Source organism: Paenibacillus sp. FSL H8-0260, assembly GCF_045040625.1.
Taxonomy (GTDB): Bacteria; Bacillota; Bacilli; order Paenibacillales; family Paenibacillaceae; genus Paenibacillus_AQ; species Paenibacillus_AQ odorifer.
On sequence record NZ_CP150298.1, the window covers coordinates 6,394,143 to 6,413,866 of the forward strand.

Annotated in this window: 16 protein-coding genes; all 16 read right to left on the reverse strand. The window is 45.0% G+C overall.

The window, feature by feature from the left end; translation table 11 throughout:
* Window positions 1-221 precede the first annotated feature (221 nt).
* Window positions 222-464 carry a carbon storage regulator CsrA gene (csrA, locus tag MHI51_RS28475; RefSeq protein ID WP_405174082.1) on the reverse strand — a complete coding sequence of 81 codons (243 nt, stop codon included), beginning with the start codon at window positions 462-464 and terminating at the stop codon, window positions 222-224.
* Window position 465: 1 nt separating this feature from the next.
* Window positions 466-912 carry a flagellar assembly protein FliW gene (gene fliW, locus MHI51_RS28480; RefSeq protein WP_405173424.1) on the reverse strand — a complete coding sequence of 149 codons (447 nt, stop codon included), beginning with the start codon at window positions 910-912 and terminating at the stop codon, window positions 466-468.
* A gap of 116 nt (window positions 913-1,028) precedes the next feature.
* Window positions 1,029-1,595: a DUF6470 family protein gene (locus MHI51_RS28485; protein WP_405173425.1), complete on the reverse strand. Its 567-nt coding sequence runs from the start codon at window positions 1,593-1,595 to the stop codon at window positions 1,029-1,031.
* A 15-nt stretch (window positions 1,596-1,610) separates the two neighbouring features.
* The gene (gene flgL, locus MHI51_RS28490) at window positions 1,611-2,528 is read right to left on the reverse strand and encodes a flagellar hook-associated protein FlgL (RefSeq protein WP_405173426.1); all 918 of its coding nucleotides are present in this window, start codon (window positions 2,526-2,528) and stop codon (window positions 1,611-1,613) included.
* Between the two features lie 15 nt (window positions 2,529-2,543).
* On the reverse strand, window positions 2,544-4,127 hold the full coding sequence (gene flgK, locus MHI51_RS28495) for a flagellar hook-associated protein FlgK (protein WP_076276910.1): 1,584 nt from the start codon (window positions 4,125-4,127) through the stop codon (window positions 2,544-2,546).
* A 54-nt stretch (window positions 4,128-4,181) separates the two neighbouring features.
* The gene (locus MHI51_RS28500; RefSeq protein ID WP_036678457.1) at window positions 4,182-4,682 is read right to left on the reverse strand and encodes a flagellar protein FlgN; all 501 of its coding nucleotides are present in this window, start codon (window positions 4,680-4,682) and stop codon (window positions 4,182-4,184) included.
* Between the two features lie 12 nt (window positions 4,683-4,694).
* Window positions 4,695-4,982, reverse strand: coding sequence for a flagellar biosynthesis anti-sigma factor FlgM (flgM, locus tag MHI51_RS28505; protein ID WP_036678454.1), 288 nt, complete (start codon window positions 4,980-4,982; stop codon window positions 4,695-4,697).
* Between the two features lie 103 nt (window positions 4,983-5,085).
* Entirely contained in the window at window positions 5,086-5,496 is a 411-nt protein-coding gene (locus MHI51_RS28510; RefSeq protein ID WP_036678678.1) for a TIGR03826 family flagellar region protein, read from the reverse strand.
* A 170-nt stretch (window positions 5,497-5,666) separates the two neighbouring features.
* Window positions 5,667-6,521, reverse strand: a complete 855-nt coding sequence (locus MHI51_RS28515) for a ComF family protein (protein ID WP_076276911.1) — start codon at window positions 6,519-6,521, stop codon at window positions 5,667-5,669.
* Complete coding sequence (locus MHI51_RS28520; RefSeq protein ID WP_076276912.1) at window positions 6,518-8,530, reverse strand: DEAD/DEAH box helicase; 2,013 nt, start codon at window positions 8,528-8,530, stop codon at window positions 6,518-6,520. The genes MHI51_RS28515 and MHI51_RS28520 overlap by 4 nt, the downstream gene beginning before the upstream one ends.
* Window positions 8,531-8,668: 138 nt before the next feature.
* On the reverse strand, window positions 8,669-9,112 hold the full coding sequence (locus tag MHI51_RS28525) for a glycosyltransferase family A protein (RefSeq protein WP_076123908.1): 444 nt from the start codon (window positions 9,110-9,112) through the stop codon (window positions 8,669-8,671).
* A 135-nt stretch (window positions 9,113-9,247) separates the two neighbouring features.
* On the reverse strand, window positions 9,248-9,970 hold the full coding sequence (locus tag MHI51_RS28530; RefSeq protein ID WP_036681509.1) for a response regulator transcription factor: 723 nt from the start codon (window positions 9,968-9,970) through the stop codon (window positions 9,248-9,250).
* Window positions 9,971-9,974: 4 nt separating this feature from the next.
* A complete protein-coding gene (locus MHI51_RS28535; protein WP_036681511.1) occupies window positions 9,975-11,135 on the reverse strand; it encodes a sensor histidine kinase in 1,161 nt (386 codons plus the stop codon).
* Between the two features lie 57 nt (window positions 11,136-11,192).
* Window positions 11,193-13,925 (reverse strand): stalk domain-containing protein, encoded by a 2,733-nt coding sequence (locus tag MHI51_RS28540; RefSeq protein ID WP_081387502.1) that lies wholly within the window; start codon window positions 13,923-13,925, stop codon window positions 11,193-11,195.
* Window positions 13,926-14,140: 215 nt separating this feature from the next.
* Entirely contained in the window at window positions 14,141-18,175 is a 4,035-nt protein-coding gene (locus tag MHI51_RS28545; protein ID WP_405173427.1) for an Ig-like domain-containing protein, read from the reverse strand.
* Between the two features lie 202 nt (window positions 18,176-18,377).
* The gene (gene metK, locus MHI51_RS28550; RefSeq protein WP_076276914.1) at window positions 18,378-19,580 is read right to left on the reverse strand and encodes a methionine adenosyltransferase; all 1,203 of its coding nucleotides are present in this window, start codon (window positions 19,578-19,580) and stop codon (window positions 18,378-18,380) included.
* Window positions 19,581-19,724: the final 144 nt, after the last annotated feature.

Sequence of the window (19,724 nt, forward strand, 5' to 3'; positions counted from 1 at the left end):
TAAGTTAGTTCCACATCCATGTGGTAAACGCCGTACCATTAAGGTCGGCCGCCCTGCCGGTTCAGCGTCTAATACATATATCGACGGTATGCACCCAACTGTTTAGAGCAAATCGAAGTTTTTTTGAAATTTCTTGGTTAAATTCTCCAAAATAAAATAAAAAACCTGAATCCGCGATTAAACAGTCCCAGGTTTTGTATTTTTTGAGTTTTACATGTCAATTATTCGTTCTTATTTACACCTCGAAGTCGATGGATCAAGGCATTCAGATCAGACTGCTGGGGAGCTACGGACTCACGGTTAGCTTCTTGGATTGAGAGATATACTTCTTTACGAAAAATATCGACATGCTTAGGCGCAGAGATACCAACCTTTATCGTCTCACCATCTATACTCAAGATCGTCAGTTCTATCTGATCTTGAATAACGATAGACTCCCCTTTTTTGCGAGAAAGCACGAGCATATCATCCACCATCCTTTCCATCGATAACCGACACTTCCTGCAGTAGGTTATGCTTCGTATGATAAGGCGCCTTATGTAGAATGATTTGTTTTCCATAACGATTTACAGGATTCAATACAACGGGCGCAAGAAGATTAATCGTAGACTGCTCAACATTTTCTTTTAATGTAATAATGCAACGAACGACCACATCAGATTTAATTTCTAGCTCTTCTGCTTCATCATCAGGTAATTCAAATTCATACGCTAGATAAAAAGCAAACGGATCACCCAACAGAAAGGATAATCCCTTGTTCTTAATTGACTGTAGATACCAAAAAGGTGCCTCCGCCATTGCGATCAATGCAAATTCTGTTTCTTCATCAAAGCCCGGTAATCCTTTGGGAAAATGATATAACTGCTCTTCATTTACTTCCAGTTTTCCCCAAGATAGTGTTTCTATAATCAAGTTGCTCACTCCTCAAAAGTTTTGCTATGCAAAACCAACTTCTTACGATTTCTACTACAATATATATAGCACAAAAGCTATAGAGGCGCATTGTGGCACGTCTATAGCTTAAGAAGCTACAATTGAACATTTAATTCGGGTGGAATAAACTGTATAGAAGCATATTGCTGCATGTAAATATTTAGCTTGCCACGGGTGTATTCAATTTCCGGATTACGTCTTTCCACCTGAATATCCACTGACGCAGCTTTAAAATCGATCTGTGGTGCTTTCGTTTCTATATGAACATCAACATTGTCGTACGATGCTGGACCGCATACCTCTGGAAAAGAATTAGGCTCAGTATCTGTACCATACACTTCTGCAATCGTATTACCAGGTCTGAAAAACTGTGCCATCCGATTCCCTTGTTCAACCTTTCTCGCGATCGCTTGAAGATATAACTGCTGAATGCCGGAATAGATACGCTTGTTCATATCTAGCATCTTCCCGCCATTGTATGCTTCCCATGCTCTTGATTGATCTATGGTAAGCTCAGGCCGAGTCGATTGAACCGTCAGTTGCCCTGGAGTGGTTGTTACATTTACCTCAGCCTTAGGCTGGGTAATCGAATATGTGCCCGGGTCAGCATCAATCCCGAGCACTGCAGGCGTCTGACGAATTTGCAATATCGGCTGTAACAACGAGAACCGCCTCCATTATCTTATAAAATCCACGAGAGTTGTGGAAATAATCTTTGCACCCACAGACAAGGAAGCATTATAGATATTCTCTTGAATCTTAGAATTCATAATCAAACCTTCGTAATCAGCATCCTCTGTCTTAGCCTGGAGATCCGTTAAATTCACATTCAAATCACTAAGCCGATCCTTCAGCAATTCAACACGGTTAGTTTTGGCTCCTATCTCCGAACGAGCAGACAATATAGACTCCATACGCGTATCAATTACATCAAGTTGGCCGGATATAGCCGTTAGATCTCCAGCTTTTAATCCAGCAGATAATTTGTTAATAATTGCAAACAAATTATCCGCATCTCCAGTGTTGCCAAATACGTCATTTCCAGTCGTACTGATTGGCATACGTACACCTTCACCTACTATAAACTGAATCTGACCTATATCCGTAGTAATTGGCTTAGATACATCATATGTACCATCTGCTCCTTTAGCAAAGTCATAAGGCTTGGTCGTATATTGCTCACCATTAAAGATATATTTACCGTTCAATGTACTGTTAGCGATATCGACAAGCTGCTCTTTTAACTGCATCACTTCTTCATTAATACTATCGAGTGCGGACTGTGGGTTACTACCTGTCGAAGCTTGTACAGTCAATTCACGAATTTTTTGAACGACATCCCCAGCTTGACCCAAAACTGTGTCATTGTAATCAAGCCATGAAAGTGCGCTATCTACATTCTTAGTATATTGTTCATTAGAGGAAAGCTCCGCACGGTAGCGCAGGGAATATGTGATCCCTACCGGATCATCGGAGGGCTTGTTTATTTTGCGTCCGCTGGAAAGCTGTAATTGTGTATCATTCATTGTACGTGCATTGCGGTTTAAGTTAAGCAGAAGCTGTGAATTCATCATGTTAGAGGTTACTCTCAACATACGCTATATCTCCTTTTATCTGCCGACTGTGCCGGTGGAATTGATCAATTTGTCGAGCAGTTCATCAAAAGTAGTCATAAAACGCGCTGCGGCACTATAAGCATGCTGGAATACTAGCATATTCGACATTTCTTCATCCAGTGATACACCGCTGACTGATTGACGACGGGAGTTAACTTGCTCTACGAGATAATCTGAGTTATCCGTCTGACGTGCAGCCTCTTGGGATTGAATACCCAGCTGACCAACCATAGAGCTAAAAAGCCCACCAACAGTGTTGCTCACACTACCGTCTGGCTTAGTAAATTTACTATCCTTCAGGTTCGTCAATAAAAGAGCCAAGGTGTTGTTTCCTTTAACGACTTGCGTATTTCCGTTCGCATCAACAGTTGTACGTAACGAAGTTGCAAATAGGTTTACGTCAGCTGCAATTTCCGGATTCAGCTTGATCGTTCCAGCCTCACCTGAGGTTACAAAGAAATCACGTCCGACGCTTCCATCCATCGCATAACCTAACTTGTGAAGTCCGTTTAACCCTTTGACAATGGTCTTGGCGTCTTCATACATTGTTGCGCCCTTAGGCATAGCCTGACCAGCAGCCAAGGTAACAACGGTACCGTCAGCTTGTGTAATCTTGACATCACTAGTCAACACTGTGCCCTCAGGAAGATTGGAGCCAGCTGGCACTGTAATTTCAACGTCACCTGTAGCAATAGTGCTCGCCAAATCATTGAGCTGTTTCTTATAATCGGCAACATAGGTATTATTGGAAAAAATCATTCCGTAAGCCTCGCCGCCCTTCAAGGTTCCGGAGGCATAAGCATTATTAAGAAACGCGCCATCTACGGTTGCAGTAACTTCTCCACCCTCTACGAGAGGTTGTCCACCCAAAGAAATGTTATAACCCGCTTCCGTCTCTACAACAGTAATATTAGCAATTTTGGAGAGTTTGTCCGCCATCAGGTCGCGTTGATCACGTAGATCGTTCGCATGATCCCCCATACCCTCAATCTTATAGATAGATTTATTTAAATCTGCGATCGCGGTTAGGTAACCCTGAGCTTCTTTTGCCTTAACATCTATATTAGTGGTTAGATCCCGCTCCAGATTATTCAGTTGCGTGCTCATATAGTTCATGGCATCTGTCAAAGATTGTGCAGTTTGCACTACAATCTTACGGGCCGTTGGATCTTCAGGGTTCTTACTCAGATCCGACCATGATTTCCAGAAGTTATCCAGAACTGTACGAATGCCTGTATCCGATGGTTCATTAACGATAGCTTCCAGCTTAGAGAGCGTATCTGCTTGAAGACTCCAGTTGCCGAAAGCAGAGTTCTCGCCACGGTACTGATCATCCAGAAACATTTCTCGAATCCGATCGATAGATGAGAATTCCACCCCTGTACCCATTTGACCTGGAACGGTAGATTTAAACAACCCGTACGCTTCAATAGGTAAAGAGGCTTGCATATTAACACGTTGACGAGTATAACCTTCGGTATTCGCATTAGCGATATTGTGTCCAGTTGTATTAAGAGCTGCGGTCTGAGTAAAAAGGCTGCGTCTCGCCGTCTCTATCGAGTGAAATGTGGATGTCATGCTTCTTACTCCTCCTTATGTTCTGCTCTGGCAGAACACTTCATCAGTACAATTCTAACCTCGTGCATCAAAAATCCCCGACCGATTTACGTTGTTGCCTTTGTCGGACGGACGATGATAAGTAATATCCTGATTTGGTCTTCCGACCAACAGATCCAAAGAATAATCTATAAATGTAAGCGACTGCTCTATCAGCTTCTGATTTAGGTCATTGGCTTCTTTCAGGCGATGCAAAGTGCCTGAAAGCTTCTGCTGAATATGCAGCAGTCGTGCCTTGTCTTCAGGGTCAAATATAAGCCTGGAAAGCTCCGTTAGGTTCAGGTTCAGGTTGGAACGAATACCCACACCTTGTAAAACGGTATATGCGGCTAATATTCGCTCTTCCTCGAGCTGCCCAATTACCTTCATTAGTTTGGACTCACGGTTAAGGATGTCTATTAACGCATCCACCTTGTTATCCATAATCGTCTGTTTCTTCTCAGCGGCCAGATCCAGCATTTGAACATGCACTCCATCTAGCCGCTCCAATAGTTCTATTAATGTCGTCAATGCCATGGATGTTTTCACCTAATTCTCGGAGGATTGCTTAAAGTAAGGGGCGAGTTTCTCTGCTAGCTTAGATGCATCAACTTGATAGGTACCTGCGGAGACCTGCTGCTTTAGATTGTCGATCTTAAGTGCGCGTTCTGGATCATTCTTGCCAGTGTTTTGTGCTTGCAAGAGTTGAATCGCTTCATCAGAGATCGAAACCTCATCCTTGCGTGTGCTTTTCTTCATTTGTTCCTGCCTTTGCGCTTCCGCGCTGCGTTGATACGGATTAATCGCGTTAATTCGTCCGGTCTCGTTAATTTTCATAACTTCCACCTTCCTTCTAATATAAAAAAGCCGATAATCTTTACTAAGTTTATCGGCGTAGACTGAAACATTCTTTATAGCTGCAAACGTTTTTTTGCAGATTTTATAGGTCACGCAGCTTATCTATGGCACGATATGCACCATCAGATGTCTTTTTGGTAGTATCCTCAGCAGAATTTTCCTTGACAGCATTCGTTAGATCTTTCCTGAGCCGACTACGACAGCTGTCACACATATGGCCATCCCGAATCAGTGTACCACACACTTCGCAAGGGTACATCATATTGGGTGCATTAGCTATAGAAATCCGGCCTTCTCGAATAAAGCGGGTAATCTCTTTAATAGAAATCCCCGTAGCATCGGAGAGCTCCTGAATGTTGGTTCCTTTGTTCTCCCGTAAATAATTCACGCAGATCTCATATTCATGCTCCAGCTCTTTGATACAGGACTGGCACAACCCCATAAGATTCTTGACAAACAACCGGCCGCACCTTGGACAATTGTCTAGATTCATAACAAGCAGCCGCTCCTCTCCGTACATTCTGTGCAATGCATAATATTCTTATGCTCCTAGATTACATGATTGCAAGGAATTCGTCTATGGGACAGAAGAAACGCTACCAACCGTAACTAATCCTTAATGGAATGGATATAGCTATTCACAATCATGCATTTTTTCGTTTTTTAGGAACGCGCCCAGGTTAGGCTATAGATTTCTGCAGCATAATCATAGTTTGAAACCATTTGTTTTAGAATTTCAGCGCAAGCACGAATCGTGCTCCCCGTTGTGTAGATATCATCAACAATAATGATTCGGATAGGACGGCTTAGAGGTGAGTTTTCTTTCAGCCAATCCTTAAATGGTATGGAGACTGCCTGATTCGCTCCAAAAGCATGTTTCATATCCGCCAGTCGCTCTGCACGCCCTTTAAAGCTCTGCTTACCCGTGTGATGCGTACGAATCAGTAGCGGTAGCTGAGGAATCTTCCTATGACGAGATAGAACATCGGCCAATCTTTCGGCTTGATTGAAGCCCCGTTCTAGAAGCCTTGAATCACTGACAGGTACCGGAACTAATAAATCAGCTGACCAAAGGCTGTTTTTTATGTACCTTTTATGTTGAATAAGATGAAAAAAAGATGCTTTCTGAGATAAAAGAGCCCCCTGTTGCTTTTCCTCCTTTAGGGTTAAATATGCCCTATCCAGCATGAGTCCAAGCAGAGGGGCATATCGTTCATTCCCGCGATATTTATATTGACCGAGCCATTCTCTCATCTCATTAGTGTAGGCTACCGCACTCCGGTTACATACAATGGGGGAGGGCTCAGCGCTGCGAGTGCAGTCTGGACAACCTACATGCCGCCCACATATCAAGCAACGTGGAGCGCGTATCCAAGGAATGGATTCCGCACAATTCTTACAGATACCCGGCAGCTGTGAGGACTGTGGGCTGTGCTTCCCGCAGGTTAGACATTGAGGCACGGAGGGGGTAAGGAGGAAAGACAGAGATTTTGGGAACCTTGTAAGCTTGGTATTCATATAGCCCCACCTTTACGAATATATCCTTGGCGGCGAGCAATGATATTCATAGTACGAATCTGAGCAATCGCTCCACGCTGGGATCGGCTCCACTGAGGGGAGGCAAATACAACATGGCCATCAGGATCATCTTTAGAACGACCAGCACGTCCTGCCATCTGTACCAAAGAGGCTTCGTCAAAAAGACCACTGTCTGCATCCAAAATAAATACGTCACTGCGTGGCACGGTAACTCCCCGTTCCAGGATCGTAGTAGTCACTAACAAAGAGATGATACGGTTGCGAAAAGCAGTCACCTTTTCTGCCCGAAATGAATCCTTGGACGAGGTGCCTTCAATAACCACGCCGGGAAAGCTACGACGAAGTAGTATCAGCAATCCTTCGATATGAGCTATTCGAGACACAAATAGAAAAATTTGTGCTTTTCGCTCCAATGACTTTTGAAGATTTTGTATAAGCGATCTTGGCAAACTCCCACGCTTTAAACAGGTTAGAACCGAGGGTATACTCAAATGCTGCGGGATAGGCAAGGGATGACCATGGAAGCGGACAGGCACTCTGGCATGTGGAAGTTTGCCTAACCGAACCAAACGCTGCATTTCTTGTGGCGGCGTAGCTGATAAATAAATGAAAGAGCCGTCCACTTTACAGGCTTGTTCAGCAGCATAGGCCAACATAGGATCATTGTGGTATGGAAACGCATCCAGCTCGTCGATGATTACGAGATCAAAACCTTGATGGAAGCGCAGGAGCTGATGGGTGGTTGCGAGCGTTAAGCGACCGCTCACCCAGCGATCTGTGCTGCCGCCATAAAGTACGGCGATGACCTCCGCCGGAAAAGCCCGGGCGAGCCGCGGCGCGAGCTCAAGTACGACGTCGCGGCGCGGCGTCGCTACCAGCGCCCGCCCTCCGGCGGCGAGCACAGCCTCTAGGAGCGGGAAGATCATCTCCGTCTTCCCCGCTCCCGTTACCGCCCAGAGCAGAAACCGCTCTGGGCATGAAGTGGCGGAGCGCTTGCGCGGCTCCGCCAGAAAACCCAGCGCAGCGCCAGCGGCTCCCGCCTGCGCTGGGCTCAGCCCCCACCGGCCTGCGGCCGCGGCGGGGTCAAGGGCGGCCGTGCACCGCACGGCCGGAAGTGCTGCGCTGCGCAGCAGCAGCGCACAAGCCCGGCTGCGCCCAAGCGCGAGGCAGGCCTCGCAATAGGCGCAGCCCATAAGCCCGCACGCAGCGCATGCCGTGCGACCGGTGGGCACGCTGCCGCAACGCAGGCAGCGCGAAACCGCGCGGCGAGCGACAGCGCCGCGCCGCAACATGTGCGGCAGCTTAGCCGCCGCACGCATCATAACGCCAGCACCCGCAGGGAGCTGGCGGGCCCGCGCCCCGTGCGTAGCCGGGGTCGCAATGCCTACGGCGGCTGTAAGCAACAGCCGCCCCTGCAGATACGCCAGTTGTGCCGCCTGGCGCCAGCAACCCCCTAGCTCTGGCAATTCTTCTGCCAGCAGCGCTTCTACTTCCGGCTCCAATAAAGAGCGCCCGGCCACAGCCCGCAATAATTGTTCTGAATCCGATTCTAGTAATCCAGATTCAAAATCCTCTTTTTCACACCAATCGTATCTTTCGTTCTTCTTATTGTCCTGTTCTATTCCGAAACTTGATTCATTAGGCTTCCATATGAATATTCCATCATTTAACCACTGTGCCTCCCACAGTCCCCCTGCCTCTTTCTCCTCTCTCAACTCAGCCTCAAGCATACTATTAATATATTGCCCCCACTCCTTAATCCCCCAGGTGCCCATTGCGCTTCTTTGTTTAAAGTTGTCCCGGAGCTTCACAGCCCAACCTAGCGGCAACGCAGAAGAAAGCAGAACCAAACTATTCGCCGCTAAGGAACTCCCAGCTTTCTTCTCCGGTCTAGCTACAGACCACCACCATCTATCCACGCTAAGATCTAATGAAATTTCAAACCTCCAGCTCCCCTTGCATTCCACAGCATATACAGCGACTTGCATAATAATCCCTCCTACCTCTCGCTTGTACTTAGCAACTCCATATTTGATCCCAAATTCACGAATCCGTCTCCCCAAACGCAAAAAGCACACTCCCCCAGTTCTTGGAGAGTGTGCTTCACCCGTTACTTACATATTTACTTAAGATCTGTTGCGCTTTGATTCGCATCCCCTACTTCCTGCCATCCCCATAAAAGGCAGCGATACAGACTGCCCTGACAGCCGCAAGTCTACTACAATTCCTTCATGCTGCAATTCTTCACTCATCTGAAGAGAGTACATAGATGTTGCAAGATCGATAGAGCAGCCGCTAGCGGCCATTTTGGAAACAATCCCAAGTGTTCCATCGCTCGAACCATCATCCATGAACGTTACTCGCAATCGTTTTCCGGTTAGAAGAGCTTGAAATGTCAGTGCCCGAATGTACCATTCCACAACAGATTCATGATTGCGGGTAATAAAAATATAATGAATCCATTTTCCGGACTGCGGTGTTTTACGCACCTTCTGCCGGTTATGCAACATATGAATCATCACTGCAGCGGATACATAAACAACCGCAATCCATATCAACTGGGCTACCATGGAGATGCACCTCCTCTGTATACCAACACTATATGCCGGCATTAAAAGGTCGGTGACTGCCTAGAACACCCATCAGGGAAGCAAGCTGTGTCTACTTAATTTCTTTCCTATATGTAACGTATTACTGTGAAGCTTCTACAAGGTTACCCAGCCATATTTAATCGAATTAATAACGGCTTGAGTCCGATCATCCACTTCCATTTTTTGCAATATACTGCTAACATGGTTTTTAACTGTTTTTTCACTAATGAATAAATATTCACCAATCATTTTGTTGCTCTTACCTTCAGCCATTAGACGCAGCACTTCTGCTTCACGACGGGTTAGAGGATTGTTGTCGCCAGCAATAAATTTAACACCAGCTTCCTTCACCACTGTATCTGTAGTTACACCAGTCTCGTTAAGGTAAGTCATACGCCGCAATTGATTGATAAGCTTTCCAGTAACCTTTGGATGGATAAAGGCATGTCCTTCACAGACCGAACGAATGGCATTAATAAGGGATTCGGCCTCCATATCCTTCAATAAATAACCATTGGCGCCCTTACGAAGGGTCTCAAATACATAACTCTCATCATCATGAATGGATAAAATAATTACCTTAACCTCCGGGAACATTTCCCGAAGTTTTTGAGTGGCTTCTACGCCGTTCTCAACAGGCATATTGATGTCCATCAATACGATGTCCGGTTTAGTCCCGTTACAAAACTCTAATACCTGAATACCGTCGCCGCACTCCCCTATGACCTCGATATCCTCCTCCATATTCAAAATGCGTTTCAGCCCTTCACGAAAAAGCTGATGATCATCCGCCAAAAGAACCTTAATGGGCGTTTTACTAGAGTTTAAGTTCTCCATCACACTACTCCTTCCCCTTCTCCACATTCGTCGGAATATGGATCACGATTGTTGTCCCCTGATTCTCGGCTGATACAATTTCCATTCTTCCTTCAAGCAGTTCTACACGTTCCCGCATACCTACTAGCCCGAAGCTTTCCCGATTACCTTGCTGATTTTTTAACTTTTGTACATTAAAGCCTAATCCGTTATCTTTAATCACAATCTTAATTAACTGCGCTTGGTATGTAATCTCCACCAATACGAAGCTTGGGTAGGCATGTTTTGCTGCATTAGACAATGCTTCCTGAACCAGACGATATACCGCCGCCTCCATCGCTGAGGATAGTCGGTGTTCCTGTCCCCGGGTTTCCAGAGTCGTCCGCAGTTTCGTCTTCTCTTCAAAATCATGCACATATTTCCGCAAAGTCGGAATCAAGCCCAAATCATCGAGAGCCATCGGTCGTAAATTAAAAATAACCTTACGCATTTCTTCCAGGCTGTTACGAACCTGCCCTTTTAAATCTACTACTTCGTCCTGCACCAGCCCAAATTCCTGCTTTACCAGCATTCTTTCTACAATTTCCGTCCTAAGGACTAGATTTGCCAGCATTTGAGCGGGACCATCATGAATTTCCCGGGCAATTCTCTTCCGTTCTTCTTCTTGAGCCAGGATAATTTTGAGTCCGATCATCTGTCTGTTCTTCGCAGATTCGACAATTCTCGTCACTTGGCCTAGTTCTCCCGACAAATATTCGAGCACTACGCTCATTTGCGAACCAATTGACTCTGCACGCTCTACAGAATTTTCGACACTGCGCACTCGCATTTGTAATTCATCACGTCTGCTTCGAAGATAGACCTCTCGCTCACGCGTCATCATGAGTTCGAGCTGAAGCTCCGTAGCCTTCTCATAAGCAATACGGATATCCTTCTCTGAGTAGCGGACAAAGTCCCGGCTGACCTCTGTCAGCCGGATTCTGGAGCGGTGATACTGTAGCTCCAGCTTGTCTACCTTTTTCAACGTTTCATCCGTTTCGTCCATGACCCGCTGCAGTTCCTTGTTGAGTGCAGCAAGTTCATCACGTGCAACCTGCAATATTTCAAAAATCTGATACTTGCTGCTCTCCATCACGTCGATGGTATTTTTAATAACGCGATCAATCGCATCGGCTTGAAATTCCACGGATGCTTGCCCCTTTTCTATCGGATCGTATTAAGGTTTTCCTTATATATTAACATATCACGATTCGATAGTTACGGTCTTCGTTTTCTGTTCCCATTTTACAGTTAATCCTAACTGTTCAGAAACCAGTCTCAGAGGTACTAAAGTCCTACCCTGTAAAATAATAGGTGCTACTTCAGCACTTTGTCGCTTACCATTTAACAGGTATTCCTTTTTATTTACCGTCAGATCCAGTGCCTTGGCTCCGCGCAACACCATGATCTTCTTATTCACCTGATCCCAGGTAGCATTCCCTCCAAAAGCATCCAGCACATAACGGATCGGCACATAAGTACTGCCGTCTTTCACAATTGGAGCTACATCAATAGCCTTCTTATTTCCATTTACAGTCATTGCTTTGGAGCCGATGCTCATCGAAGCTGTACCCTTTGGTAACCCTGCATCACTGGAAAGTGAAGGCATTGTGAAGGTGATATTATCAAAAGCAACGGTACCTGTCTTCGCCCGTTCATCTTGGCCTTCCTCTACGTTGACTACATAAAGTCTCTTCAGCGTAGCCGGGAATTTAATCCCTGATCCTGACAAGTCGATGTTTATGTTCTTCCAACCGTTCCAATCGATAATCTTCGCAAGATCTACATAGGCTGTAGCTCCACTATTGTCTACAAACTCAGCACGCAGCCAATTTAAGCTCATATCGCCCATCACATCAACTGACATCGAAGTTGCAAGCGCTGGAACGGCTTTTCCACTTGTGCCGTTAAGTTGAGCATAAGCGTACATTTTACCGCTGCCAGCCGTCATATCATAACTGAGTGACAGCACCTTGGAGCCTACTCTTTCAGCCGATCCGTCTACGATTGTTGCAGTCCCCTGTACCGCTGGCACATTGGTAGTAAAGTTGACTGGATAACTTACCTTCTCGAAATCTTCCCATGTTGTAGCTGCTGCTGTCGATAATACAACCGCTGTGCTAAATCCATCATAACGAGCAATAGCGTAACCTGTAGTAACCCCTGCATCCACAGAGTTTACAGTAAGCTTGCCATTTTGCACGACTCCCTTAAAGCCTACAAACTCCCACTTCAGCGCTGAATCTGGAACGCTTATGGTTGCTCCACTCTTCGTAGAGGCCTTTACAGGGACAGATACAGTTGTCCCAGCTGTCAGTGGCGCTGTAGCAGTGCCTACACTCATGCTGGATAGATCATCTCCACCCAAGACTGTAAGGGTTGTAGAAGCACTTGCTACGCCGCTTTTAGCCGTTAAGGTAACGGTGCCTGGCTTCACTGCCGTTACTTCTCCTGCACTTACAGTTGCGCTTCCTCCGCTTGATGTCCAAGTAGGATTGCCTGCTGCTACATCTATAGGGTTATAGTAAGTGTCATAACCTTTTAATGAATAAGTAGCCTTTTGTCCAACTAATAGCGAAGTGCTTCCGCTAATTTTAATTCCTTTTACTTCACCTTGTGGTGCGTTAGTATAAACACCAAGCGCGTTAACAATGCTGCGCTGCTCTGTGCCATACTCTGTATTAAAGGTTAGTGTGGCTGAGCTTTCACCAAGAGGCCGGTCTACCATCGTTGTAGAGCCGCCTCCGTCTAAGTTAAGCCCTTTCCAGACTCCAATATTGGTCATAAAAGATTGCAGCTCGGTCAATGACATTCCTGAGCTGTTGCCATTTTTTTCAGTAGCTATGATATATACATAACGTCCATCCTGAGAATATCCTAAAGCCGTACGTGCACGATAACCGCCAATACTGCTAGTCGAGCGAGAGAACGTTGCTGCTTTTCCGTTATTTACAAGAATCGTATGTCCACCAATCATTGTTTGCAGATTAGCAGGATCTAGCGATTGCTGTGTAGTCTTGGATTTCAGGGAGTACACACTTGTTACCGGTTGTCCTACAGTCAGATGGGCAGTAACATACCGTGCGGCTAAGCCATGGGCCCGCAAAATATAAGCTCCCTTTGGAACCGCTGTAGGAAGCGCAGCATTTTCAGATATTTGAGTAACTACGCCGTTTTCAACGAGCACCTCTGTCGGTGTGGTTGAGCTGTTTTTGGGACGATCGAGTGCGGTCCATACATCCGTATAGATATACATTGCATTAGCATGGCTATAAGTAGAGCTTCCACCTTCAGGACTATAAGCACCTTTATTGATACCGGATATCTCAAACTGTGCGCCGTCAGGTGCGGTTACCATTCCTTCAAAACTGAACTCATCAATAAGAGGCTTGCGATCCTTAGTCACTGCAAAGGCATACATGCCATCCAATTGCGAAGGGGTGGAAACCAAGACTCCACTGGATACTTGTCCACCAATCGGAGCGCCTTCCCCGCCTGTATTAAAATAATCTCCGTTTACTGCAGCCACGGCTCCAGTTTCCTTAGCCATCCCGCCAGTACTTTGACGTGTTGTCAGGTTTCCACCTTTACCTGTCATAACATCTAAAGATACATATGGATTGTTGAGGTCAACGCGAATAACATCCGCCAAGCCAGAAGCGCTCGCTCCTGAACGCGTAGCCGTATATTTGTATTTCATCATAATGGCGCCCGAAGTAATTACTTCTTCTCCCAGCTTGCTTACTTTAAAATTAGATGTGGCTGCGGCAGCAATTGGTGTGGAACTATGACCAAACATAGCTAAGCCTTCACTGCCAATTACCGGCATAATCCACAACACACCTGCTAATGAAGCGGCAACCCATTTTTTAGTAGATGATAATTTCATTCCCCGAACAATTTCTCTACTCTTCTTCTCCATGAAAACTTCATTCATTTCGACGTAACTCTCCCATCTCTTTTTTACTCTTCAAGTCCGTTATCAAAAGTTTGGAAACTGGTTCCTATTTTTCTAGTACTCTTTTAATAGACTGAAAATAAGCGAAAAAGTTGCGAAATTGAGAGATTTCAAGCTTTATAGAGTCACGTTACACAAACTATTAACATAAAAAAAAGCCCAGCAGAATGCCAGGCTTTACCAATCTATTAATTCTACAAATAATCTGTTTGCTTCAGCATCCGATGCAGCATCACAGCAGCTTGTGCACGAGTGGCATTACCCTGAGGTTGGAACTCACTTGTGGTCATTCCCAAAATAATCCCCGATTGCACAGCTTTAGCTACGAATTCTGCACTTTGATTCTGAATTTTGGACTTATCCTTAAAGCGAGCCAGTGTTGAGGCAGAAGTGCCGCTTAAAGTAATAGGATGTTTGGTGTATTCCATTGCCCGAATCATCATGATTGCCATTTGCTCACGAGTGATATTATCATTAGGCCGGAAGGAGCCATCCGTGTTCCCTGTAATAATACCAGCCTTAGCTGCTGCACCAATATAGTCTCCCGTTTGTGTGGAAGGTTGCACATCCCGGAAGCGCTGTGCGGTCTCACGATCGCCCAGCAAACCAAGTCCCCGGCTAAGCATTACTGCAAACTCTGCACGGGTAATCTTTTTTTCTGGACTAAATGTAGTCCCGTAGCTGCTATCAATGATAGTTTTTGCACTAAGCTCAGCTACAATCGAATTACTCCAATGCCTACTCATATCTGAGAAGGCCCGGGTTGATAAAAAGGTTCCTAACACCTGATTACCCTCTGTACGAGCACGAATAATTGTATAGCTACCAACCGTACTTACTTTTGTTGGCAGATAGGCTGCATCGTAATAGGAAAGATCCAGTCTAGCGGCAGATGTCTGCGCACTATTTAATGAAGAAGTTGTACGCACCGTGTATTCTCCAGGTACAGATAATGCCTTAGCATTAGAATAATTACTGCTAACTATCGCAGTCACCCGGACATCCATAAGACTTGTAACGCTCTGCATCCCCATAGTTTTTAGCTTTTGTTCAAATGGGGAGAACGTACCTGCCGGAACCTTTTCTAATCGGAACACCAACGAGATATTTTTACTGTCTGCAATCAAGCTACTCGCTAATCCGTTCATATCGATATCGTCTAATCCAACGCTATATAAGTGATCGCCATAACGAATCATAAATTTAGTGGCTTTACTACGGTTAACAGCATCAAGCATAGGCTTTAAAGGAATAGTCACATAGGCCGATTGTTCTGTAGCAGGCACCTCAAAAGCTAATGTATCACTACTCGCCTTATACAGATATTCATAACTGGCCGCCAGGCGATCTGCGTTTAAGGTATATCTTTTTACAGATTGATTGTATAACGAACGGTCATCCACGATTTGTGAAGAGTCACTCTTCAGCAACGCGTATTCTTTTCCAAACTCACTTGTTGCAAGCGTCCCTAGATAGGATGGACGATTTCCCGTTCCGGTGCTCACGCCGGTTAGGTTCTTAACAGAGAGAGAAGAGAATGAGGACAGTATATTACCGTTCAAATCCTTGATCGTACCTGAACCTGACATATAGGACAAATCGATAGTTTGCCCAGTCTTTACTAGTGAAGAGGTTGTTATTTTTAAAATATCCCCTGACAAAGAGTAATTTTGTACGCCCATACTGCTTCCATCTGCTCTAACTCCGAACTGATTAGCATAGAGGGAACCGGATGCCTGCATGTTTTTACTGAATGTAACCGTAAGCTCGTCGCCATTGATGGTAGCAGAACTAATTTCAGGAATGCTAGTACCGCTATTTTCCGAGATGGACACAGGCTGCAGGTTAATATAAGCTGCACGGTTTCCATTTAAATCGCTTATTCCGGTAGTTCCCGGAACATAGGAGACAGTAACATTCTGATTCACCGTCAAAGCACTCTGGAGCGTCAGCGTAACCTGTGAGCCACTGACCGATACATTCGTAACATAGTTAGGAGTGCTGCCAACAAGTACAGAGAACTGACTGTTCATCGGGAGGTTAGTTGTTGACAAGCCTTCATTGTAATTCAGAAGGATTTTATTTCCACCTCCGGTTGCACTTTGGAACACGGGTGGAATTGTATCGTTGCTGTTGCGAATATAGAAATCTGTGAAATCCGCAATATTTTGTCCAAAAGAATTCTGCAAAGGATAAGAGCCTGCATAATAGGAGACACGAACGGCCTGGCCGTTATATGCGTCGCTGTTTAACCCTAAATATACTGTGTTCCCGCTGGAGCTTATGGAGTTAACCCCTAGGGATCCCCCATCTGAAGTCACTAGAAACTGACTATGTGCGTAAGTGGAAACAGCCTTTAAGGTGTCATTGAAATTCAATGCTACGGTTCTACCTGTGATCCGCCCATCCTTTGGTGTAGGCATGGAGGACTCGATAGTGTTAGTGACCTGCTTTGAGCTAAAAGTGCTGGCTGCATTTCCACTTGGATCTTGAATAGTCCGCAGACCACCTGTATAGCTAACCTTCACGATTTGTCCAACCGCTACCCCTGTACTGAGCACCACATAGGCGCTGTCTCCCTGGATATAAACACTTTCAATTGTACGACTCTCATCATTCACCGTAGCACTAAAACTGGAGCTCAACAATGCAATGGAAGAGTTAAGCGTCTCATTGTATTTTAAACGAATGGTCCGATTGTTCTCGAGCGATGCAGATGTGAGCTGTGGAGCTGTCTTGTCCTGAGACAAGGTCCGGAAGCTCCATGAATTTTTGCCATTTAGTCCATCATAGATAACATTAGCATCAATAGCGTCTACAAAAGCCCCTTTAGCGATATCAATATAATAGGTTGAGTCGCTATCTAAAGCTGTTTTAGGCGTAATTACATATTCGTTTACTGCAGTTGTACTCCGGTTAACAGTAACTGGAACCTGTGCTCCACCATTTTTATAAAGCGCTACACTATTTGCCACAGCACTGTTATAATTCACATCACGATTGAATGTGATAGATAATGATCGGTTGTTAGCTATGGATTCGCTCCGGTCAGCTGGATTTAGCGCGCTTACGTTAAGTCCTGTCAAAGAAGCCGTTGTAAATGTCCAGGTATACACACCCGAAGCTGGAAATACATTCCCATCTTGATCGTAAAAAGCTCCCTGCGGAATCGTCACCGTATATTGCGTACTGTTTAGCAGGGGTGACGCTGTTGATGCCGGAATCAAGGTAATAGTCCTGCTGCTTCCTCCTGTAACGGCTGGGGAGTTTACATTAAGCCATCTCGTTCTAGCATCGTTAGCGGCCCCTGGAGATACTGTAATTACTCCGCCTGCAGGCATCATAGGACGATCAAAAGTAAGTTGCAGTCCTCCAGTGGTAGATACCCCACCTGCTCCATTTACTGGTGCGGGAGTCACTGGAATCTCAGCCACACCCTTAGTAGAAAAGCTCCATACATTACCGCTAGAAATGCCAGAATAAGTTCGATTATCAACATCCTTAAAAGCGTAGGAATCAATAAGAATATAATAATTAGCTCCGGTAGCCAATGCTTTATCCAATGTTAATTTAACTGTAGTAGAGTTAGCATCAGTCTGAACGTTTACTCTAGATTCGTCATCCTTTATTTTGAACTCCTGCACGGTTGCGTTATCTGCAGACGACAAAATTCGGATGGAACCTCCACCTTTTTTCAGGTTTTTATTTAAGGTTAGACTTAGCTCTTTAAGGGCTCCAGCATCCACTCTTGTATTATTAGCAGGTGTAAAGTTGCCTGCCGTAATCGCTGCATTACTCTCAGGTGCGGTGGTAAATGCCCATGAAGTATCTCCTGACTCATTACCATCATTATCCTTGAACAACCCCTTAGGGATTGTCACTGTATAGGTCTTGTTTGAAGTAAACTGTTGATTTAGCTTAAGCTCGTAATCTTTTGAACTACCAATTAGACCGTAACTACCAATAGGAATCGTTAAAAAAGGTGAACTATCACCCTGACCCGTGATGGTAATTTCACCAGACTGTGGGTTTACTTGACGATCAAAGCTCAGTCTAAGAGATGATCCGATATTTACATAACTTGCTCCAGGCGCTGGTGAGACTGTTATACCAAACTCTGATGCAGCATACACTGCTGAATTCCCTACTCCAATAGCAGGATATCCCGAACCAAGTACTAACTCTCCCGCTAGAATAAGTGCCGTCCATATTGAAATTTTTCTTTTCATTCCGTGATAGACTCCTCTCAAGCCATACTAACGTCTTTATGTATATTCTTATATTTCGGCTAAAAGGCTGGCAAAGTTTAGTAGTCTACTTCCCTATGGCTAGATTCGCTAGCCTTGCTCGTGTTCGCACGCAAAAATAGCCCGCAGAGCTGACAGTAGGTGCCAACTTGCGGGCTAACATATTATAAGACCGTATGATGAATTACAATCCAGCTTGATCTCTTAGCAATTCTGCCTTATCTACGCGTTCCCATGGAAGATCAACATCAGTACGTCCGAAATGACCGTAAGCTGCAGTTTGTCTATAAATCGGTTTACGCAAATCAAGCATAGAAATGATGCCCGCAGGGCGAAGATCAAAGTTGTCGCTGATCAGTTGAACCATTTTCTCTTCACTGATTTTACCTGTTCCGTATGTATCCACATTAATCGAGACAGGAGTAGCTACACCAATTGCATAGGCGAGTTGGATCTCACATTTGTCGGCTAAACCAGCAGCTACAAGATTCTTAGCTACATAACGAGCCGCGTAAGCTGCTGAACGGTCCACTTTAGTTGGATCCTTACCCGAGAATGCTCCGCCACCATGACGGGCATATCCGCCGTATGTATCGACGATAATCTTCCGACCAGTCAGACCTGCATCCCCCTGAGGACCTCCAATAACAAAACGTCCGGTTGGGTTAATAAAGTATTTGGTTTCTGCATCAAGCAGTTCCGCAGGAACAACAGGCAGAATAACATGTTCTTTAATATCCGCCTGAATTTGTTCAAGAGAAATTTCCTCAGCATGTTGTGTAGATACTACGATAGCGTCTACGCGTACAGGTTTTTCATCTTGATACTCAATTGTAACTTGTGTTTTGCCGTCTGGACGAAGATAGTCCAAGGTTCCGTTCTTACGAACTTCAGATAAACGACGTGCAATACGATGTGATAAAGCAATCGGTAGCGGCATCAGTTCAGGTGTCTCGTTCGTAGCAAAACCAAACATGAGCCCTTGATCGCCCGCACCAATATTAGCTGTTTCTTCAGCCACTTGAGCAGGATCACGGTGCTCAAGAGCAGAGTTAACGCCTTGAGCAATATCAGCGGATTGCTCGTTAAGAGAACTCAACACAGCACAAGTATTATAGTCGAATCCATATTTTGCACGTGTGTAACCAATCTCTTTAATGGTATTGCGTACGATGGCAGGAATATCAACATACTCTGATTTGGTACTGATTTCCCCGATCACCAATACAAGACCTGTTGCTACTGCTACTTCGCAGGCTACACGTGCATTTGGATCATTAACTAAAAATGCATCCAATACCGCATCGGAAATCTGGTCACAGATTTTATCCGGATGCCCTTCCGTAACGGACTCAGAAGTAAACAAATGACGCCCTTTAATAGACAAGTATAACAACCTCCCATATGGTTAGTCTGACACTGTATAAGGGATTCCTTAATGATCACAGGCCAAATAATAAAACTACATAATATAAATAAATTCAGGTTTGCCTGATTTCTTTTTATGAAGGATTTTCGCAAAATTTGATGT

Bases quoted from the DNA above. Each gene is read 5' to 3' on its own strand.
- flgK (WP_076276910.1), bottom strand. From the start codon at position 4,127: ATGACATCCACATTTCACTCGATAGAGACGGCGAGACGCAGCCTTTTT.
- flgM (WP_036678454.1), bottom strand. From the start codon at position 4,982: ATGAAAATTAACGAGACCGGACGAATTAACGCGATTAATCCGTATCAA.
- MHI51_RS28530 (WP_036681509.1), bottom strand. From the start codon at position 9,970: ATGGAGAACTTAAACTCTAGTAAAACGCCCATTAAGGTTCTTTTGGCG.
- csrA (WP_405174082.1), bottom strand. From the start codon at position 464: ATGCTCGTGCTTTCTCGCAAAAAAGGGGAGTCTATCGTTATTCAAGAT.
- MHI51_RS28500 (WP_036678457.1), bottom strand. From the start codon at position 4,682: ATGGCATTGACGACATTAATAGAACTATTGGAGCGGCTAGATGGAGTG.
- MHI51_RS28525 (WP_076123908.1), bottom strand. From the start codon at position 9,112: ATGGTAGCCCAGTTGATATGGATTGCGGTTGTTTATGTATCCGCTGCA.
- flgL (WP_405173426.1), bottom strand. From the start codon at position 2,528: ATGTTGAGAGTAACCTCTAACATGATGAATTCACAGCTTCTGCTTAAC.
- MHI51_RS28540 (WP_081387502.1), bottom strand. From the start codon at position 13,925: ATGAATGAAGTTTTCATGGAGAAGAAGAGTAGAGAAATTGTTCGGGGA.
- MHI51_RS28510 (WP_036678678.1), bottom strand. From the start codon at position 5,496: ATGAATCTAGACAATTGTCCAAGGTGCGGCCGGTTGTTTGTCAAGAAT.
- MHI51_RS28545 (WP_405173427.1), bottom strand. From the start codon at position 18,175: ATGAAAAGAAAAATTTCAATATGGACGGCACTTATTCTAGCGGGAGAG.
- MHI51_RS28520 (WP_076276912.1), bottom strand. From the start codon at position 8,530: ATGCAAGTCGCTGTATATGCTGTGGAATGCAAGGGGAGCTGGAGGTTT.
- MHI51_RS28515 (WP_076276911.1), bottom strand. From the start codon at position 6,521: ATGAATACCAAGCTTACAAGGTTCCCAAAATCTCTGTCTTTCCTCCTT.